Source organism: Flindersiella endophytica (assembly GCF_054779015.1).
The window spans coordinates 264,952-282,361 of the sequence record NZ_BAAGYY010000013.1 but is presented as its reverse complement, the minus strand read 5'-3'; the positions used below and the strand labels follow the sequence as shown (position 1 = coordinate 282,361).

Annotated in this window: 15 protein-coding genes and 1 pseudogene; 5 read left to right on the top strand and 11 right to left on the bottom strand. The window is 70.6% G+C overall.

From position 1 onward, the window contains the following. Positions 1-11 precede the first annotated feature (11 nt). Positions 12-485, bottom strand: coding sequence for a MarR family winged helix-turn-helix transcriptional regulator (locus ACYVF6_RS13615; RefSeq protein WP_460520896.1), 474 nt, complete (start codon positions 483-485; stop codon positions 12-14). An 84-nt stretch (positions 486-569) separates the two neighbouring features. Here ACYVF6_RS13615 and ACYVF6_RS13610 point away from each other — a divergent pair, with 84 nt between their 5' ends. Beyond that, positions 570-962: a cupin domain-containing protein gene (locus ACYVF6_RS13610; RefSeq protein WP_460520894.1), complete on the top strand. Its 393-nt coding sequence runs from the start codon at positions 570-572 to the stop codon at positions 960-962. Between the two features lie 246 nt (positions 963-1,208). Next, entirely contained in the window at positions 1,209-2,027 is an 819-nt protein-coding gene (locus ACYVF6_RS13605; protein WP_460520892.1) for an MDR/zinc-dependent alcohol dehydrogenase-like family protein, read from the top strand. An 18-nt stretch (positions 2,028-2,045) separates the two neighbouring features. Here the strand turns inward: ACYVF6_RS13605 and ACYVF6_RS13600 are convergent, their stop codons facing one another. Beyond that, complete coding sequence (locus ACYVF6_RS13600; protein ID WP_460520890.1) at positions 2,046-2,867, bottom strand: alpha/beta fold hydrolase; 822 nt, start codon at positions 2,865-2,867, stop codon at positions 2,046-2,048. An 86-nt stretch (positions 2,868-2,953) separates the two neighbouring features. On the opposite strand from ACYVF6_RS13600, the gene ACYVF6_RS13595 reads away from it, so the two are divergent. Genes ACYVF6_RS13595 through ACYVF6_RS13585 form a run of 3 tightly spaced genes read left to right on the top strand, consistent with a single transcriptional unit; the run spans position 2,954 to position 8,729 of the window. Continuing rightward, complete coding sequence (locus ACYVF6_RS13595) at positions 2,954-3,436, top strand: MarR family winged helix-turn-helix transcriptional regulator (RefSeq protein ID WP_460520888.1); 483 nt, start codon at positions 2,954-2,956, stop codon at positions 3,434-3,436. Continuing rightward, positions 3,433-7,323: an ABC transporter ATP-binding protein gene (locus ACYVF6_RS13590; RefSeq protein WP_460520886.1), complete on the top strand. Its 3,891-nt coding sequence runs from the start codon at positions 3,433-3,435 to the stop codon at positions 7,321-7,323. Before ACYVF6_RS13595 ends, ACYVF6_RS13590 begins: the two co-directional genes overlap by 4 nt. Positions 7,324-7,355: 32 nt before the next feature. Next, positions 7,356-8,729: a cytochrome P450 gene (locus ACYVF6_RS13585; protein ID WP_460520884.1), complete on the top strand. Its 1,374-nt coding sequence runs from the start codon at positions 7,356-7,358 to the stop codon at positions 8,727-8,729. On the opposite strand, the pseudogene ACYVF6_RS13580 reads toward ACYVF6_RS13585, so the two are convergent. The 9 genes and pseudogenes from ACYVF6_RS13580 to pucL all read right to left on the bottom strand — a co-directional run. Continuing rightward, positions 8,726-8,842: pseudogene (locus ACYVF6_RS13580) on the bottom strand (mycothiol transferase); the annotation flags it as partial. The gene ACYVF6_RS13585 and the pseudogene ACYVF6_RS13580 sit on opposite strands and share 4 nt — an antisense overlap. Positions 8,843-8,856: 14 nt before the next feature. Beyond that, a complete protein-coding gene (gene alc / locus ACYVF6_RS13575; protein ID WP_460520882.1) occupies positions 8,857-9,849 on the bottom strand; it encodes an allantoicase in 993 nt (330 codons plus the stop codon). Beyond that, positions 9,846-11,159 (bottom strand): amidohydrolase family protein, encoded by a 1,314-nt coding sequence (gene allB, locus ACYVF6_RS13570; RefSeq protein ID WP_460520880.1) that lies wholly within the window; start codon positions 11,157-11,159, stop codon positions 9,846-9,848. The genes alc and allB overlap by 4 nt, the downstream gene beginning before the upstream one ends. Continuing rightward, positions 11,156-11,617, bottom strand: a complete 462-nt coding sequence (locus tag ACYVF6_RS13565) for an allophanate hydrolase-related protein (RefSeq protein ID WP_460520878.1) — start codon at positions 11,615-11,617, stop codon at positions 11,156-11,158. The genes allB and ACYVF6_RS13565 overlap by 4 nt, the downstream gene beginning before the upstream one ends. Next, positions 11,614-13,899, bottom strand: coding sequence for a xanthine dehydrogenase family protein molybdopterin-binding subunit (gene pucD, locus ACYVF6_RS13560; protein WP_460520876.1), 2,286 nt, complete (start codon positions 13,897-13,899; stop codon positions 11,614-11,616). Before pucD ends, ACYVF6_RS13565 begins: the two co-directional genes overlap by 4 nt. Next, the gene (locus tag ACYVF6_RS13555) at positions 13,896-15,263 is read right to left on the bottom strand and encodes an amidohydrolase family protein (protein ID WP_460520874.1); all 1,368 of its coding nucleotides are present in this window, start codon (positions 15,261-15,263) and stop codon (positions 13,896-13,898) included. The genes pucD and ACYVF6_RS13555 overlap by 4 nt, the downstream gene beginning before the upstream one ends. Then, positions 15,260-15,739, bottom strand: a complete 480-nt coding sequence (locus tag ACYVF6_RS13550; RefSeq protein ID WP_460520872.1) for a (2Fe-2S)-binding protein — start codon at positions 15,737-15,739, stop codon at positions 15,260-15,262. The genes ACYVF6_RS13555 and ACYVF6_RS13550 overlap by 4 nt, the downstream gene beginning before the upstream one ends. Beyond that, positions 15,730-16,584 (bottom strand): FAD binding domain-containing protein, encoded by an 855-nt coding sequence (locus tag ACYVF6_RS13545; RefSeq protein WP_460520870.1) that lies wholly within the window; start codon positions 16,582-16,584, stop codon positions 15,730-15,732. Before ACYVF6_RS13545 ends, ACYVF6_RS13550 begins: the two co-directional genes overlap by 10 nt. Beyond that, positions 16,581-17,408, bottom strand: coding sequence for a urate oxidase (gene pucL, locus ACYVF6_RS13540; protein WP_460520868.1), 828 nt, complete (start codon positions 17,406-17,408; stop codon positions 16,581-16,583). Before pucL ends, ACYVF6_RS13545 begins: the two co-directional genes overlap by 4 nt. Positions 17,409-17,410 lie beyond the last annotated feature (2 nt).

Below are 17,410 nucleotides of genomic sequence, written 5' to 3'. Positions count from 1 at the left end.
TAGAGGTGCGGTCACCAGATCGGGCGTAGTGGGGGAGGTGAGTCGCCGGCGAGGTCGCGGATCAGGCGAGCCAGGTCGACGCGGAGCTCGGTGAGCTTGGGGTCGCCGAGGCGGCGGCCGAGCTGGCGTTCCAGGGTGTGCAGCGTCCGGCCGGCGATCCCGAGGTGCTCCTTGGCCTGGTCGGTGAGCACGACCAGCTTGCGCCGCCCGCCGTCCGGGTGGGGTTGGCGGCGGACGTAACCGCGGCTCTCCAGGTCGTCGACGATCTGGCCGGCTGCCTGCTTGGTCACCCCGAGGCGTTCGGCGAGCTCGGTGCTGGTGGCGCCGGAACCCTTGAGCGCCTGGAACGTCATGCCGTGGATGGGCCGGAGGTCGGCGTAGCCGGCGGCGGCCAGCCGGTTGTTGAACTCCGTCAGCACGAGCTGGAACGCCATGCCGAGCAGGAACGTGAGCTCCGCCTCGGCGAGCGGGTCGTCGGTCGTCACGAGACCAAGCTTGACAGATCTGGAGTCAAGTTGCTTTACTCGGGTCTGCGAGTAAAGCAACTTGACTCAAGGGAGGGGTTCGGAATGAGTGCTGTGAACGCGGTGAACGTGGTGAACGAGACGGCGGAGCGGACGATTCGTACGGCCGCGGGAGTGATGACGGCGCTGGCGGCACCCAGTCAGGGCAGCCGGGAGCTGGCCACCTGGCGGACACGGATGGAGCCGGGCGCGGAAGGCCCGCTGCACGCGATCGACCGCGAGCAGGTGTGGATGCCCGTGACGGGCTCGTTCACCGTCACGGTGGACGGCGCCTCGAGGGTGGTGGCCGCGGGCGAAGCGCTGATCCTGCCGGCCGGCGCGCCACGCCAGATCCGCGCGAACGACGACCCGGTCGAGGTGCTGGTCTGCATGCCGGCCGGCGGCAAGGCCTCGGTGCCGGGTTCACCCGACACTCTCGACCTCCCGTGGGCGGAATAGGCGGCACCGGTGTTCGAGCCGGTGGCGGAGGCGTTCGTGCCTGGGCGCTTGACCTTCACAGACAGTGTGAACGTTCTAGCTTCGGCCCATGACTGACATTCCCACCACCATGCGAGCCCTCCGGCAACCCGCCCTGACCGGACCCGGTGCACTGAAGCTGGTCGACGACGAGCCTGTGCCGCGGCCCGGCCAGGGCGAGGTCCTGGTCCGGGTGGGCGCGCGGCCGGGGTCAACTTCGCCGACGTCATGCAGGCCTACGGCACGTACGACGGTGGTCCGGCGGCGCCGTACATCGCGGGGTTCGAGGCGGCCGGGGAGGTGGTCGCGCTCGGCGCCGGCGTGACCAGCCCCGAGCTGGGCGCGCACGTGATCGGCACCGGGCCCGGCGCGTTCGCGGAGTACATGGTGATGCCCGCGGCCGGAGCCGCGCCCGTACCGGACGGCTGGGCCGGCGAGCAGGCGCTCGGGCTCGTACTCAACTGGGCCACCGCGCTCGCCGCCCTTCGCCCGCTCGGCCGGATCGCGGCGGGGGAGACCGTGCTCGTGCACGCAGCCGCGGGAGGCGTGGGTCAGGCCGCGGTCCGCCTGGCCAGGCATTTCGGCGCGACCGTGATCGCGACCGCCTCGCCGGAGAAGCACGAGGCGGTACGCGCCCTGGGCGCCGGCCAGGTGGTCGACTCCCGTGCCGTTGGCTCGATTGCCGGCAGGAGCGTCGACCTGGTCCTCGAGTCCGTCGGCGGCGAGACATTCCTGGCGAGCCTGGAGGTGGCCAAGCGCATCACCGGCCGCGTCGTGGTCTACGGCGGAGCCGCCGGCGACACACCGATCACCAACTGGGACCTGGTCTTCAAGCACCAGATCCAGCTCGCCGGGCTGCACATCGGCGTGCTGAGCCGGACCGCACCGAAGCTGTTCGCCGAGCTGATGACCGAGCTACGCGACCTGATCGCGGCCGGCGTCTACCCACCCGGACAGCCGACCGCCTACGACCTGGCCGACGGCCCGGCAGCGCTCGCCCGGCTCGAGGCGCGAGCCACCACGGGCAAGCTCGCGCTGCGCCCATAGAGCGCGCCGGGCAAAGCCTCAGCTGAGCTGCTCCGCCAGGAACGACAGCACCGCCGCGGCGTACGGGAGTCGTCGGTCGCGGCGGACGGAGTGACCGGCACCTTCGATGTACGCCGGTCGCAGGTCGGCCTTGGTCGCCTCGGCACAGGTGCGTACCGACTCGTGGGAGTTGATCGAGCCGCGCTCCGGATCGCCGTAGACGAACAGGATCGGGCAACCTACGTCGGCCAGGACCTCTGGCAACGGCGTCGGCTCGGCCGAGGGCAGCTCGAGCAGGTGCGGGTTGAACTGGTCCTTGGACACGGCCCAGGGCTCCAGTTCGTCCGCCGGCCAGTCCGGCTCGCTCTCCCGGCAGGCCGCGATCCGCTCGTCGAGCCCGCGCGCACGCACGTCCACCAGCCAGTCCGGCATCCCGCCGGAGCTCGAGGTGGGCCGCCGCCCGCCGCGGGGGAAGTTCGGCGGGTCCTCGAGGATCAGCGCACGCACCAGCTCCGGATGCCTGGCCGCCAGCATCGACGCCGTGGCCGCGCCCATGGAGTGGCCCATCACGATCGCTCCTCCGGAGCGGAAGCCGGGCACCGTACGCAAGACCCGTGCGGCGTCACCCGCCGAGGTCTCGCTTCCCGTCGGCTCCTCGGGCAGGCCGGACCGGCCGTGCCCGCGAGCGTCGGTCGCGAGGAAGCCGTAGGTCGGCCCGAGTGCGGGCAGTAGCGGTGCCCAGCAGTCGCCCGAGTCGCTGAACCCGTGCAGGAGCAGCACATCGACGTCCGGCCGGGTTCGCGCCCACGCGATGTGATCCGTCGTACCGCGTTCTGTGAACACGACCTTGACGTTAGCCACGTGGCCCATGATCCAGAAGCGCCGAGTCAAGAACCGGCCAGCCGGGTGTTCGCCGTTGCTACTGGAAATGGTTAAGCTGGTTAACCGTGCAGGAAGCTGAACCACCCGTGCCCTCGATCGAACGAGCGGTCCGCGCGCTTGTCCGGGTCGGCCGGCTGCTCGAACGCGCGGACGCCGGGCTGAGCCTCGCCCAGTTCCGCATCCTCGAGCTCGTCTCGCGTGGCACCGAGCGGTCCACCCACATCGCGAGCCGGCTGGCCACCAGCAAGCCCGCGGTCACGATGGTGGTCGACGGGCTGGTCGCCGCCGGGCTGCTCACCAGGGGTAGCCGCCAGGGCGATCGCCGGGTCGTGGTGCTCGCGCTCACGCCGGCCGGCGAGACCGCGCTGGCCAAGGCCGAGGCGGCCTACCGCGAGCGGCTCGAGCCGCTGCTGGACCAGATCTCCGATCCGGCCGCCCTGCTCCTGCAACTGACCGAGATCGACGACGCCATGGATGAGAGGTGGGCGCAACGCCAGCGCGAGAGGAAGCCACGAAGCACGACAACGGAGGGAAGCAGCACCTCATGACCGCGACGTCCACCATCGCCACGCCTTCGGCGCCGCCCAGCGACGACCAGGGCAGGGCGCCGGACGCACCAGAACGCTGGGTACGCCGGCTCGCGTCCTACTGCCTGCGCTCCAAGCCGCTGATGACGGCAGCGTTCGGCGGTGCGGTGATCGGGATGGCGGCGACCGCGATGGTGCCGCTCGTCGAACGGCACATCGTCGACAGCGTGATCATCGCCGGTACGTCCCCGATGCTTCCGTGGGTGCTCGGGTTGTGCGCGCTCGGGCTGGTGGCGTTCGGCTCCGGCTTCGCCCGGCGCTTCCTCGGCGGCAAGCTCGCGCTCGACGTGCAGCACATCGTGCGGCGTGACCTGTTCGACTCGCTGGCCAAGCTCGACGGCGCCCGCCAGGACGAGCTGCACACCGGTCAGGTCGTGAGCCGCTCGATCAGCGACATCATGATGGTGCAGGGCCTGCTGCAGATGTTGCCGATCATGCTGGGCAACCTGCTGCTGTTCGTCATCTCGCTCGTGGTGATGTTCACGCTGTCACCGGTCCTGACGCTGATCGCGCTCGCGGTCGCTCCGGCGCTGCTCATCATCGGCTACCGCACCCGCAGCCGGCTGTTCCCGGCGACATGGGACGCACAGCAGCAGGCCGCCGAGGTCGCGGGCATCGTCGACGCCGCCGTCACCGGCGTACGCGTCGTCAAGGGCTTCGGCCAGGAGCAGCGCGAGCTCGACAAGCTGGAACGCCAGGTCCGTGCGCTGTTCTCCTCGCGCCTGCGGGCCGTCCGCATGACCAGCCGTTACAGCCCGACACTGCAGGCGGTTCCGCTGCTCGGCCAGGTCGGCATCCTCGCGCTCGGTGGCTACCTCGCGATCCAGGGGCACATCACGCTCGGCACGTTCCTCGCGTTCTCGGCCTACCTCGTCCAGCTGATCGCGCCGACCCGCATGCTGTCGAACTTCCTCGTCCTCGGGCAGCAGGCCCGCGCGAGCGTGATCCGCGTGTTCGAGGTGATCGACTCCAAGCCGATGCTGGAGGAGAAGCCGGACGCCGAGGACCTGCCGGTCGGTCCGGGCGCGGTCGAGCTGCGCGACGTGACGTTCGGGTACCTCCGGTCGGACCCTGTGCTGCGCAACGTGAGCATGCGCGTCGAGCCCGGCGAGACGCTCGCGCTGGTCGGCACCGCGGGCTCCGGCAAGTCCACGATCTCGCAGCTGCTGCCCCGGTTCTACGACGTGCACGAGGGCTCGATCCTGATCGACGGCCGGGACGTACGCGACGTCACGTTGTCGTCGTTGCGGGCGCGGATCGGGCTGGTGTTCGAGGACAGCTTCCTGTTCTCCGACTCGATCCGCGAGAACATCGCCTACGGCCGGCCGGACGCGACCGACGAGCAGATCCGCGCGGCAGCTCGGGCTGCCGAGGCAGAGGACTTCATCGAGGACCTGCCGAACGGATACGACACTGTCGTAGGCGAACGCGGCCTCACGCTGTCCGGCGGGCAGCGGCAGCGGGTCGCGCTGGCGCGGGCGCTGCTGAGCGATCCGACGCTGCTCGTACTCGACGACGCGACGTCGGCCGTCGACCCGCAGACCGAGGCGGAGATCCATGCCACGCTGCGGCAGGTGATGGTCGAGCGGACGACCATCATCATCGCGCACCGGCAGTCGACGCTGCAGCTCGCCGACCGGATCGCGGTGCTCGACGAGGGCAAGGTCGTCGACACGGGCACCCATGCGGAACTGAACGAACGGTGCGCGCTCTACCGGCTGCTGCTGGCCGGCCCGGGCGACGACGCCGAGGGGATCGACGCGGGCGAGCTCGACTCGTACGTTCCACCGGCCACCGGCTCGTCCAACGGTCTGTCGAACGGCCTGTCGAACGGCTCGGTGAACGGGGCGGCGCGCGAGCAGCAGGTCGACGGGGTGACGCCTTCGCTGTGGCAGCGCTCGGAGGAGGAGCTGGAAAGCCATCTCACGCGCATCCGGACCAACACCGGCCTCGGTGGCGGGCTCGGTGGCGGCATGGGCGGGGGTGGCGGCGGCGGTGGCATGGGCGGACCCGGCGGCGGCTGGCTGTCCGGCATGCCCCCGACGCCCGAGCTCATCGAGCAGGTACAGAAGCTGCCGCCGGCCACCGACGTACCCAATGTCGACCGGAAGGCTTCCGAACAAGCCGATCCGGGCTTCAACCTGGTCCGTACGCTGCGGCCGTTCTCCCGGTCGTTGCTGCTGGCGCTGCTCCTGGTAGCGATCGGCGCGATCGCCGCACTGGTGCTCCCGCTGCTGATCCGGCACGGTGTGGACGCCGGCGTGCAGCAGCACGCCTACGCCGTGGTCGTCGTGGCGGCGCTCGTGGCGCTCGGCGTCGTGGCCGTCACCTGGGCGGTCAACATCGGCCAGACCATGGTGACCGGCCGTACCGGCGAGCGGGTGCTGTACGCCTTGCGGATCAAGCTGTTCGCGCACCTGCAGCGGCTCGGGCTCGACTACTACGAGCGCGAGATGACCGGCCGGATCATGACCCGGATGACGACCGACATCGACGCGTTGTCGACGTTCCTGCAGACGTCGTTGCTGACAGCTGTCGTAGCGGTCCTGCAGTTCTTCGGCGTGCTGGTCGCGTTGTTCTTCATCAACTGGGAGCTGGCGCTGGCCGTCTCGGCGGTGCTGCCCGTGCTGATCGTCGCGACGCTGATCTTCCGGTCGAAGTCGCGGGACGCGTACCAGGACGCGCGGGAGAAGATCAGCGTTGTCAACGCCGACCTGGCGGAGAACGTCGCGGGCATGCGCGTCGCCCAGGCGTTCGGCCGCGAGGGGCGCAACGCCGAGCGCTTCACCGACAAGAGCGAGGCCTACCGCGTCAGCCGGCTGCGTGCGCAGCGTTACATGGCGACGTACTTCCCGTTCGTGCAGTTCCTCAACATGGTGTCGGCGGCGCTGGTGCTCGGCGTCGGTGCCGGGCTCGTGCACGACAAGGCGCTGACGGCCGGTGCGCTGATCGCGTACCTGCTCTACCTCGATCTGTTCTTCTCGCCGGTGCAGCAGTTGTCGCAGGTCTTCGACGGCTACCAGCAGGCCCAGGTCGGCCTGCGGCGGATCAGTGAGCTGTTGCGCACGCCGACGATGACTCCACAGGCGGAGGAGCCGGTTTCCTTGGAGAAGCTGTCCGGCGAGGTGATCCTCGATGACGTTCACTTCCACTACGACAACGCGAAGGGCGACGCGCTCGACGGGATGAACCTGCGGATCGCGGCCGGCCAGACCGTAGCCCTGGTTGGCGAAACCGGCGCCGGCAAGACGACGCTGGTCAAGCTGGTGGCACGGTTCTACGACCCGACCGGAGGTGCGGTCCGCGTCGACGGCTACGACCTGCGCGACCTCGACCTGGCGTCGTACCGGCACCGGCTGGGGTACGTCCCGCAGGAGCCGTTCCTGTTCCCGGGCACTGTGCGCGACGCGATCGCGTACGGCAGGCCGGAGGCGTCCGACGCGGAGATCGAGGCCGCGGCCCGGGCGGTCGGCGCCCACCAGATGGTGTCGCGGATGCGCGACGGCTACCTCCACAAGGTCGGCGAGCGTGGCCGGAACCTGTCGGCCGGACAACGGCAACTGCTGGCGCTGGCGCGGGCGTACCTCGTCGACCCGGACATCCTGCTGCTCGACGAGGCGACCGCCGCGCTGGACCCGGCGACCGAGGCGCTGGTCATCAAGGCGACCGAGACGTTGACCAGGCAGCGCACCACGCTGCTGATCGCACACCGGCTGACGACCGCGGCGCGGGCCGACCGGATCGTCGTACTGCATCACGGGAAGGTGGTGGAGGACGGCACGCACGCCGAGCTGCTCGCGGCAGGCGGGCGGTACGCGATGCTGTGGGCGGCCTACACTCGGGAGTAACGTAACTCACGAGTATCGTTTTGGGAGGGCCGATGAGCATTGCGACGATGGCGAAGCCGGTGCCCGTTCATCCCGGTAGCCGGCTGTTCGGCTCGATGCCCGCACTGCGGGGTGACTCGCTGGGCACCTACACCCGGGCGTGCCGCGACCTCGGCGACGTGGTGCGGTTCGACCTCGGGCCGCCCGGCCTGCAGGTGAAGCTCTACGGCGTGTTCTCGGCGGAGGGCGCGCAGCAGGTGCTGGCGCACGAGTCGGCCAACTTCCGTAAGGACAACCCCTTCTACGCAATCGTGCGCGAGCTGCTCGGCAACGGGCTGCTGACCAGCCAGGACGACGAATACATGCGGCAGCGGCGGCTCGTCCAGCCGCTGTTCACGCGCCGGCAGGTCGACCAGTACGCCTCGGCGATGTGCGAGGAAGTCGAGGAGATGCTGGGCCGCTGGGCGGCTGCCCCCGAGTCGACCGTCGACCTGGCCCTCGAGAACAACCGGCTGACGTTGCAGGTCGTCGCACGGATCCTGTTCGGCACCGACGTCGAGGACGCGATCAGGGTCGTGCGCGAGCGGTTCACCATGGTCAACGAGTTCACGATGAAGCGTGGGCTCGCGCCGTTCCAGATCCCGCTGCGCTGGCCGTTGCCGGCGAACCGGCAGGCGCTCGCGGTGCAACGCGACCTCTACGCGATCTGCGACCGGATCATCGCGCAGCGGCGGGCGGCGGGGGCCTCGGGTGTCGAACGCACCGACCTGCTCACGTTGCTGACCAAGGCCGAGGACGAGGCAGGGGACCGGCTGGCGGCCAGCGAGGTGCGCGACCAGGTGCTCATCTTCCTGCTGGCCGGGCACGAGACGACGTCGGTGTCGCTGACGTTCGCGCTGCACCTGCTGGCGAAGCATCCGTCGGTGCAGGAGCGGGTGTTCGCCGAAGTGTCGTCGGTCCTCGGCTCGCGGGACCCGGTGGCCAAGGACGCCTCGGCGCTGACGTACACGACGATGGTGCTGAAGGAAGCCATGCGGCTCTTCCCGGCGGCGCCGGCGACCGGTCGGCGGTCCGTTGCCGACACGGAGATCGACGGATACGTCGTCCCGGCGGGCTCGAACATCTTCGTGGCACCGTGGGTGACACACCGGCATCCCGCGTACTGGCCCGACCCGGACCGCTTCGACCCGGAACGGTTCACGCCGGAGGCGGAGGCCGCCAGGCCGCGCTACGCCTGGTTCCCGTTCGGCGGCGGACCGCGGGCATGCATCGGCCAGTACTTCTCGATGCTGGAGTCGGTGCTGGCGCTTGCGCTGGTGGTCCGCACGTACAAGCTCGAAGCCGTCGACGTCGACGTGCCGATCCTGCAGGGCATCACCCTGCGCCCGAACGGCCCGGCCCGCTGCCGCCTGACCCCGCGCGTCTAGAGGCCGGCTGCGCCGTCGATCTGTTCGCGGAGCAGGTCGGCGTGGCCGTTGTGGCGTGCGTACTCCTCGACCAGGTGCATCAGCACCCAGCGCAACGAGACCGGGCCCTCGCCGGGCTCATCGCCGGTTAGCTCGCCTCGCCGAAGCAGCGGAGGCGGGCGAGGCCGCCGTCGGGGTAGATGTCGAGGCGGAGGTGGGTTGCCGGCTGGGGGTCGGCCAGGAGGAAGCGGTGTGGCGTGTCGGGTTGGAGGCGGGTACGGGGGAGGAGGTCGAACCAGCGGCTCGACTCGTTGAGGGCGGCCGCGTCGTACGGCGCCGGCGGTACGTCCAGGCCGCGCACAGCGGCGAACGCCGGCGCGTTGCCGATGAAGCACGAGGTGTCGAGCTCCACGACGCGGATCAGGCCGCGGCGGGCAAGCTGCACCAGCACCCAGTCGTTGCCGTCGTCGCGGCGGCGAGCGGTTTCCCAGCCGTCGCTCATCTGCTGGGGTACGCCCGGCATGATCAGGTTGCCGGGCCGGGAGAAGAAGCGGTTGGACGCGTCCAGCACCCGCCCGCCGTTCGCCATCGCGGCCAGGTCGAACGGCATCGCGCCCAGCAGTTGCGGGTCCGGCGACGGCAGGCCGTGCACCCGCAGCCGCGCCACGCCGCCGTCGGGATAGATCCGCAGCCGTACGTGCGTGAAGCGCTCGGAAGCGTCGACCTCAAAGGGATTCCGGGCGTCGCCCCGCAACGGTGACCGTAGGACGAGCGGCACCCACGCGGCGTCCAGCAGCTCTGACGGCGACGGATAGCCCGAGGCCACGCACCCGTCGAGCGCGCACTCCGGCGGGTAGTTCCCACGAAAGAACGCAGTGTCGACCACCACGCCGTGGATGATCCCCGGCGCACCGAGCCGCACGATCGCCCAGTCGAAGCACTCGGCGGAGACAGTACGCCGCCGCCGGGTCTCCCAGCCGTCGTAGATCTGGCCCTTCGCCCCGAACGTCGACGGCGAGAACACGGGCGCGGCCGTGGCCACAAGGTTTTCCTTGGCGGCGAACAACTCGTCGTTGGCGGCCACCACACCACCGCCCAGCGCGCGCACCGCCAGATCCGGCAGCTCCTCGAACGTCGTCATGCCGCCTCCCTGCGAAGCAGCCGACCGAACCGCGAGCCGTCGACCACCCGTCCCCGCAGCCAGGTCCGCCTCACCACGCCGGTCAACTGCCTTCCAGCGTACGGCGTGACCGGATGCCGATGGAACAAAGCCGAGGGATCCACCGTGAACGAGCCGTCCGGGTCGAACGCCACGAGATCGGCGTCGAACCCCACCGCGATCCGCCCTTTCCGCGGCACACCGGCCAGCGAAGCCGGCCGCGCGGCCATCCACTCCACGACGGCCGACAACGGGAACCCACGTTCCCGGGCCGCCGTCCACACCAATGGCAGGCCCAGTTGCAGCGAGGCGATTCCGCCCCACGCGGCGGCGAAGTCGCCGGACTTCAACGCCGGCAGGCAGGGCGAGTGGTCGGACACCACACAGTCGATGTCGCCCGAACCCAGCCCCGCCCACAGCGTCTCCCGGTTCGCGAGGTTCCGCAGGGGCGGGCAGCATTTGTACTCCGTCGCCCCGTCCGGAACCTCCTCCGCCAGCAACGTCAGATAGTGCGGGCAGGTCTCGACGCTGATCCGCACGCCGTCGGCACGCGCCGCCGCCAGTTCCGGCAACGCACGAGCCGCCGACAGATGGAGTACGTGTGCCCGCGCACCGGTGGCCTTCAGCGCGGAGATCAGCCGGGAGATCGCACGCTGCTCGGCGGAAGCCGGTCGCGAGGCCACGAACTCCGCGAACGTCTCGGCATGCTCCAGCGGCCGTAACTCGTCAGCGGCCTCGGCGTGTACGAGTACGAGCCCGTCGAAGCCGGCCACCTCGGCAAGGAGCGCTTTCAGCTGACCGGGAGAGACCGGAGGGAACTCCGGCACGCCGGAGTCGGCTGTGAAGCACTTGAAGCCGAACACGCCCGCGTCCCACAGCGAGCCCAGCTTTCCGAGGTTGCCGGGCACCGCACCGCCCCAGAACCCCACGTCGGTGTGGATCTGGCCCGTGGCAGCCGCCCGCTTGGCCTCCAGCCCGGCGACGTCGACCGTCGGCGGCAGCGAGTTGAGCGGCATGTCGATGATCGTCGTGACACCACCGGCGGCCGCGGCCCGGGTCGCGGTGGCGAACCCCTCCCATTCGGTACGCCCCGGCTCGTTCACGTGCACATGCGTGTCGACCAGCCCGGGCAGCAGCGCCTCGTCGCCGAGCTCCACCAGCGCGGCGGCGGACGGCCGTGCGGCGTGCTCCAGCACGGCGGCGATCCGCCCGCCCGAGACCGCCACCGTCGCCGGCCGCACCCCGTCGGGCAGGACGACGCGGCGAGACCGGACGAGGAGGTCGTACTTCACGTCGAGTCCAGGTAGTCCCGCCAGCTGCCGATCGGCGAGATGTCAATCAGGGAAGGGTCTCCGCGCATCGACCGCCGCAGCACCATCGCCAGCGACGGCGTGCCGTCGGCGAGCTGGATCACGCCGAGCTCCAGCTCGGCGGGTTCCGCCGGCAGCAGCGAGTCGCGCAGCACCTCCAGCGGTACGTCGTAGACCTCGCCAGCAATCGCATAGCCGACGCCGGCCGTCGCCCCACCTGGCGCACCACGCGGCGGAGCCGCATAATCCGGTAGAGCAAGATCCATTGCGGGAAACCGGTCGCCGACGGAGAAGAAGCGGTACAGCGGAGCCGACGTCGTGGCGGCGACCAGCGGCGCGCCACACAGCAGCGGGTGCAACTGTCCGCCGCGCATCGCACCGCCGTTGAGGAACATGTAGACCAACGCCGCTCCAATCTCGAAAGGCTCGAACCAGCTCAAGCCGTGCCGGTCAGGTGTTCCGGCCGCACAGGCACCCGCCGGAACGCCAGGCCCGTCGCGTCGCGGATCGCCGCGACGATCGCCGGCGTGGACGACAGCGTCGGCGGCTCTCCGGCGCCGCGCAAACCGTAAGGCGCGTGCGGATCGGGATACTCGACGATATCGACAGCCATCGGCGGCATGTCGAGAATCGTCGGAATCAGATAGTCCGTGAACGACGGGTTGCGCACCTTGCCGTCCACGACGAGCATCTCCTCCATCAGCGCCAGGCCGAGCCCTTGCGCCGACCCACCGTGGATCTGCCCTTCCAGGGCAGACCGGTTCAGGATGCGACCGACGTCCTGCACGGCGGCCAGCTCGACGACTTTCACCAACCCCAGTTCGAGATCGACGTCGACGACCGCCCGGTGTACGCACAGCGCGAGCTGCACGTGGCTGTCGCCCTGCCCGGTCACGGGGTCCATCCGCTTGGTGGGCCGGTGCCGGAACACCTCGGTCTGCTCGATCGGCGCGTTGCCGACGACGTCGGCGAGCTGCGCCAGCACCTCGCCGCCCAGCGAGCGCACCTTTCCCTCGCGCAGGTAGATCTCCCGTGGGCGGGCGCCGAGGCGGACCGCGACCTCCGTACGAACCGTCTCGCAAGCGGCCTGCACCGCGCCGCCAGTCATGTACGACTGCCGCGACGCGGAGGAGGATCCGGCCGAGCCGACCTTGGTGTCGGCCGGCGCCAGCGTGACGCGGTCGACACCAAGCTCGGTGCGGGCGATCTGAGCTTGTACGGACAACAGGCCCTGTCCGACTTCGGCGCCCGCCGTGTGTACCAACGCGACCGGCTCGCCCCCGATCACTTCCAATCTCACGCGAGCGGTCGCGTAGTCGTCGAAACCTTCGGAGAAACAGATGTTCTTGATGCCGACGCCGTAGCCGACACCGCGTACGACACCCTCGCCGTGCGTGGTGTTGGAGACGCCGCCGGGCAGGTCACGCACGTCGACCCGATCCGAGGTCCGCGCCGGCGGCAGCGGCTTGGCGTCGAGCCGCCGCAGCAGTTCGGCCAGCGGTGCGGGGGAGTCGATGGTCTGCCCGGTGGCGAGCACCGAGCCCTCGCTGACCGCGTTCCGGATGCGGAGCTCGATCGGCGACAGCCCGAGCCGGGCGGCCAGCGCGTCCATCTGCGACTCGTACGCGAAGCACGCCTGCACCGCGCCGAACCCGCGCATCGCACCGCACGGCGGGTTGTTGGTGTAGGCGCCCCAAACGTCGATCGCGACGTGCGGCACGACGTACGGCCCGATGCCGAGCGAGGCCGCGTTGGCGACGACGGCGCTCGTGGTGGCGGCATAGGCGCCGCCGTCGAGGACCACGTCGGCCTTGACGTAGACCAGCTTGCCGTCGGCGGTGGCGCCGTGCTCGTACCGCAGGATCGCCGGATGCCTGTGCACGTGGCCGACGAACGACTCCTCGCGGTGATAGCTCATCTTCACCGGCCGGCCGGTACGCAGCGCCAGCATCGCCGCGTGCACCTGCATCGAGAGGTCCTCCCGGCCGCCGAAGGCTCCGCCGACACCGGCCAGTGTCATGCGCACCTTGTCCAGCGGCAGGCCCAGCGCGGGAGCGATCTGCTCCAGGTCGACATGCAGCCACTGCGTCGCGACGTAGAGGTCGACGCCTCCGTCCTCCGCCGGAACCGCCAGTCCGGACTCCGGGCCGAGGAAGGCCTGGTCCTGCATGCCGACCTCGTACGTCGCCGCGACCACGACATCGGCGGTGACCGCGCTCGGATCGCCGACCCGCACGGGTTGGTAGCGGACGAGGTTTCCGTTGTCGTGCAGACGCGGGGCGGTCGGGTCGAACACCGCTTGCCGCGGATCGGTCAACGGCTCGAGCACGTCGTAGTCGACGGCGATCAGGCCGAGCGCTCGGCGCGCGATCTCGGGATGCTCGGCGGCCACGATCGCGACCGGCTCGCCCTCGTAGCGCACCTTGTCGATCGCGAGCACCGGGCAGTCTCTGCGTTCCTGGCCGCAGAGCTTCTCACCGGGCACGTCCGCATGGGTGAGGACCGCCTGCACTCCGGGCAGCGCCGAGGCGGCCGAGGTGTCGATCCCGTTGATCCGGGCGTACGGATGCGGGCTGCGCAGGGTCGCGCCCCAGAGCATGCCTTCGACGGTCAGGTCGGAGGAGTACGCGAACTCGCCGCGGACCTTCTCGGCTGCTTCCGGCCGCAGCGGGCTGTCGCCGACCCTGCCGCGCGCGGTGGACTGGCTGCGGGAGTGGATCATGTCCGCTCCCTGGTGAGGACGAGTGCGGCTGTTTTCGCGTGACGGGCAAGCGTTTCGGCGTCCGCCGTGCGCAGCTCGCCGGCCTCGACGACCACCCGGCCGCCGACGGTCAGCAGGGCAAGCGGAGCGGGCGGCGCCAGTACGAGCGCGGCGACCGGATCGGAGATACCGGCGTGACCGAGCCCGTCGAGCCGCCAGAGCGCGAGGTCGGCGAGCTTTCCGGGCTCGAGCGAGCCGATCTCGGCCTGCCGGCCCAGGCAGCGAGCGCCGCCGATCGTGCCGAGCGCCAGCGCTTCGCGGGGCGCGAGGGCGGCAGGCCCACCGCGCAACCGGGCTGCGTAGACCGCCTGCCGCAGCTCCTCGACCAGCACTCCGGACTCCTGCGAGGCGGAGCCGTCGGCTCCGAGCCCGACGTGGACGCCGGCGTCGAGCAGGTCCCTGACCGGGGCGAGTCCGGAGCCGAGCCGCGCGTTCGAGCTCGGGCAGTGCGCGCTGCCGGTACGAGTCTCGGCGAGCCGTTTGATCGCGTCGTCGGACAGGTGAACGGTGTGCGCCAGCCAGACGTCGGGGCCGAGCCAGCCGAGCGAGTCGAGGTAGTCGACCGGCGTGCAGCCGTGGACCTCCTGGCAGTAGTCCTCCTCGTCGATGGTCTCGGCGAGATGGGTGTGCAGCCGGACGCCGTTGCGCCTGGCCAGCGAGACGGCTTCGCGCAGCAGGTCGGTGGTCACCGAGAACGGCGAGCAGGGCGCGACGGCGATCCGCGTCATCGCTCCGAACGAGTCGTCGTGGTAGCGGTCGATCGCCTGCTGGGTCTCGGTGAGGATGGTGTCGAGGTCCTCGACGATGTGGTCGGGTGGCAGGCCGCCGGCCGACTGCCCGAGGTCCATCGAGCCGCGGCACGGCTGGAACCGCACGCCGAGGTCGCGGGCCGCCGTCACCTCCACCCCGAGCAGGTCGCCCGTGCCGGCTGGGAAGACGTAGTGGTGGTCGCTCGTCGTCGTGCAGCCGCCGAGCGCGAGCCAGCCGAGGTTGGCGCGGGCGGCCGCGTCGAGGACGTCGGCGTCGAGCCGGCCCCAGACGGGATAGAGCTCGGTCAGCCACTCGAACAACGTGCTGGTGGTCGCGAGCCCTCTGGTCGCCCACTGGTAGAGGTGGTGGTGCGCGTTGACCAGACCGGGCGTCAGCAGGCAGCCGGTGCCGTCGACCGCGTGCGTGGACAGGTCGTCGTCGAACGCCGGGGCCGGTCCGGCTCCGACCGCCTCGATCACGCCGTCGACCGCGACCAGGTGGCCGGCCGGATACTCGGCCGAGGCGGCGTCGACCGTTGCGACGTAGGCGTTCTCGATGATCAGCCGGTTCCTCATCGCCGACCCGCTCTCCGGCGCTCGGCCGCGAGCCGCACAGCGTCGAGGATCTTCTCGTACCCGGTGCACCGGCAGAGGTTGCCGGCGAGCGCTTCGCGAATCTCGGCGTCGGCGGGATCCGGCCGGCGGTTGAGCAGGTCGTGGGTGGTGACCAGGAGGCCTGGAGTGCAGAAGCCGCACTGGACGGCGCCCGCGTCGACGAACGCCTCCTGTACGGGGTCGAGGGCTTCGCCCGGCTTCGCCAGCGCCTCGACCGTACGGACCTCCCGGCCCTCCGCCTGCCCGGCCGCGACCAGGCAGGAGCAGACGGGTACGCCGTCGAGGTAGACGGTGCACGACCCGCACTCGCCCTGCTCGCAGGCGTTCTTGCTGCCGGAAAGGCCGAACCGTTCGCGCAGGACGTAGAGCAGGCTCTCGCCCGGCCAGACGTCGCCGGTCGTGTGCAATTCGTCGTTGACAGTGAACGTCACGCGCATCGGTACTCCTCCCAGGCCCAGGCGAGACACCGGCGGGCCAGTACGCCGAGCGCGTGCCGGCGGTAGCGGGCCGAGCCGCGTACGTCGTCGATCGGGCGGGCGGCGGCGGCGACCAGCTCGCCGAACCGGCGGGCGAGGCCGGCCGGCAGCTCCGCCTGGCTGTCCCACGGCAGCTCGGCGGCCGCGAGCTGTTCGGCCTCGCCCGCACGTAGAGGAGTCGGTCCGGCCGAGCCGATGCCGGTGCCGGCGGTCTTTTGCACCGGGTCGAGCGCGACCGCGAAGGAGCACACGGCGATCACCATCGCGTTGCGGGTGCCGACCTTCGCGAACTGCTGCGGTCCGGGTGCGGGATCGACCAGCGTCGCGATGATCAGCTCGTCGGGCGCGAGCGCGTTGCGCTTGGGGCCGGTGTAGAACTCGGTCGCCGGGATGCGGCGGGTGCCGCGAACGCTCGCGACCTCCACCGTGGCGTTGGCGGCGAGCAGTGGCGGATGGCTGTCGCCGGCGGGGGAGGCCGCGCCGAGGTTGCCGCCGACCGTGCCGCGGTTGCGGATCTGCGGTGAGCCGATCGTCCGGGCCGCGATCGCCAAGCCGGGCAGGGACCTCCTGAGCTGGCCGATGATCCGGGCGTACGGAACGCCGGCGCCGATCCGGATCGTCGAACCGTCACGGCCCGACTCGTTGAGGTAGTCGATCTGGTTGAGGTCGAGCAGGGCTTCGGGCCGGCGCTTGTCGAAGTTGAGCTCGACCATCACGTCGGTGCCGCCCGCGATCGGGACCGCATCGGGGTGCTCGGCCTTGGCCTGCAGGGCTTCTGTGAGTGTCTTGGGCTGGAGAAACCTCATGTGCGTCGTACCGTGCCTTCGATCAACCCGTACGGCCGGTCGGCGGCGAGGAAGACCTCGCCGGGATTGTCGAGCCCGAACGGCGCCAGGTCGACCAGGAAATGATGTTTGTTGGGGAGCACGAGCGTGACCTCGCTCGCTTCGGGGACCTGGTCGATCAGCCGTTTGCCCATGGCGTACAGGGTTTGCTGCAGGGAGTAGGAGTAGGTGCCGGTGAAGGCCTCGACCAGCGCTTCGCGGGCGGTGCGATAGGCCTTGTCCCAGTCGAGGTCGTCGCCGCCGTAGGTCCAGCTCGCGTCGACGGCTGTGGCGAGGATGCGGTCAGCGGTGGGCGGCAGCGTGGTGTAGTCGTCGACGGCGAAGCCGTGGAACTCCGAGTCGGTGGAGTTGAGCAGCAGCAGGCCGGTGAGCCCGGCGGTGACCGTTGCGTGGCCGCCGTCGTAGCGGGCTCCGGCGGTGCGGACCTCGCCGCCGTCCGGACGGCTGAACGAGTGGTCGCCGAGCCGCTGCCAGGCGTACGACTCGATGCGTACGTCCGAGGCATGGATCGCGGGCTGGGTGTCGACGAAGTGCCGGGCCAGCCGGAGCGCGAACGCCTCGATCGAGGGGATGCCGTCACGGGCGAACGCGTAGACGGTGTTCTTCTGCGTGTCGGTGGGCAGCACGTTGGCGTTGTCGCCGGTGAGGTGGGTGGCAGCCAGGTCACCCGTCAACGCGACGCTGACATTGAGATCGGTGACGGCGTGCGTCGGTGTGGTGCGGTCGACGCGAACGATCCTGGTCTCGGCCTTGCCGTAGCGCGAGGCGGCGAGCTCGGCACCCATTC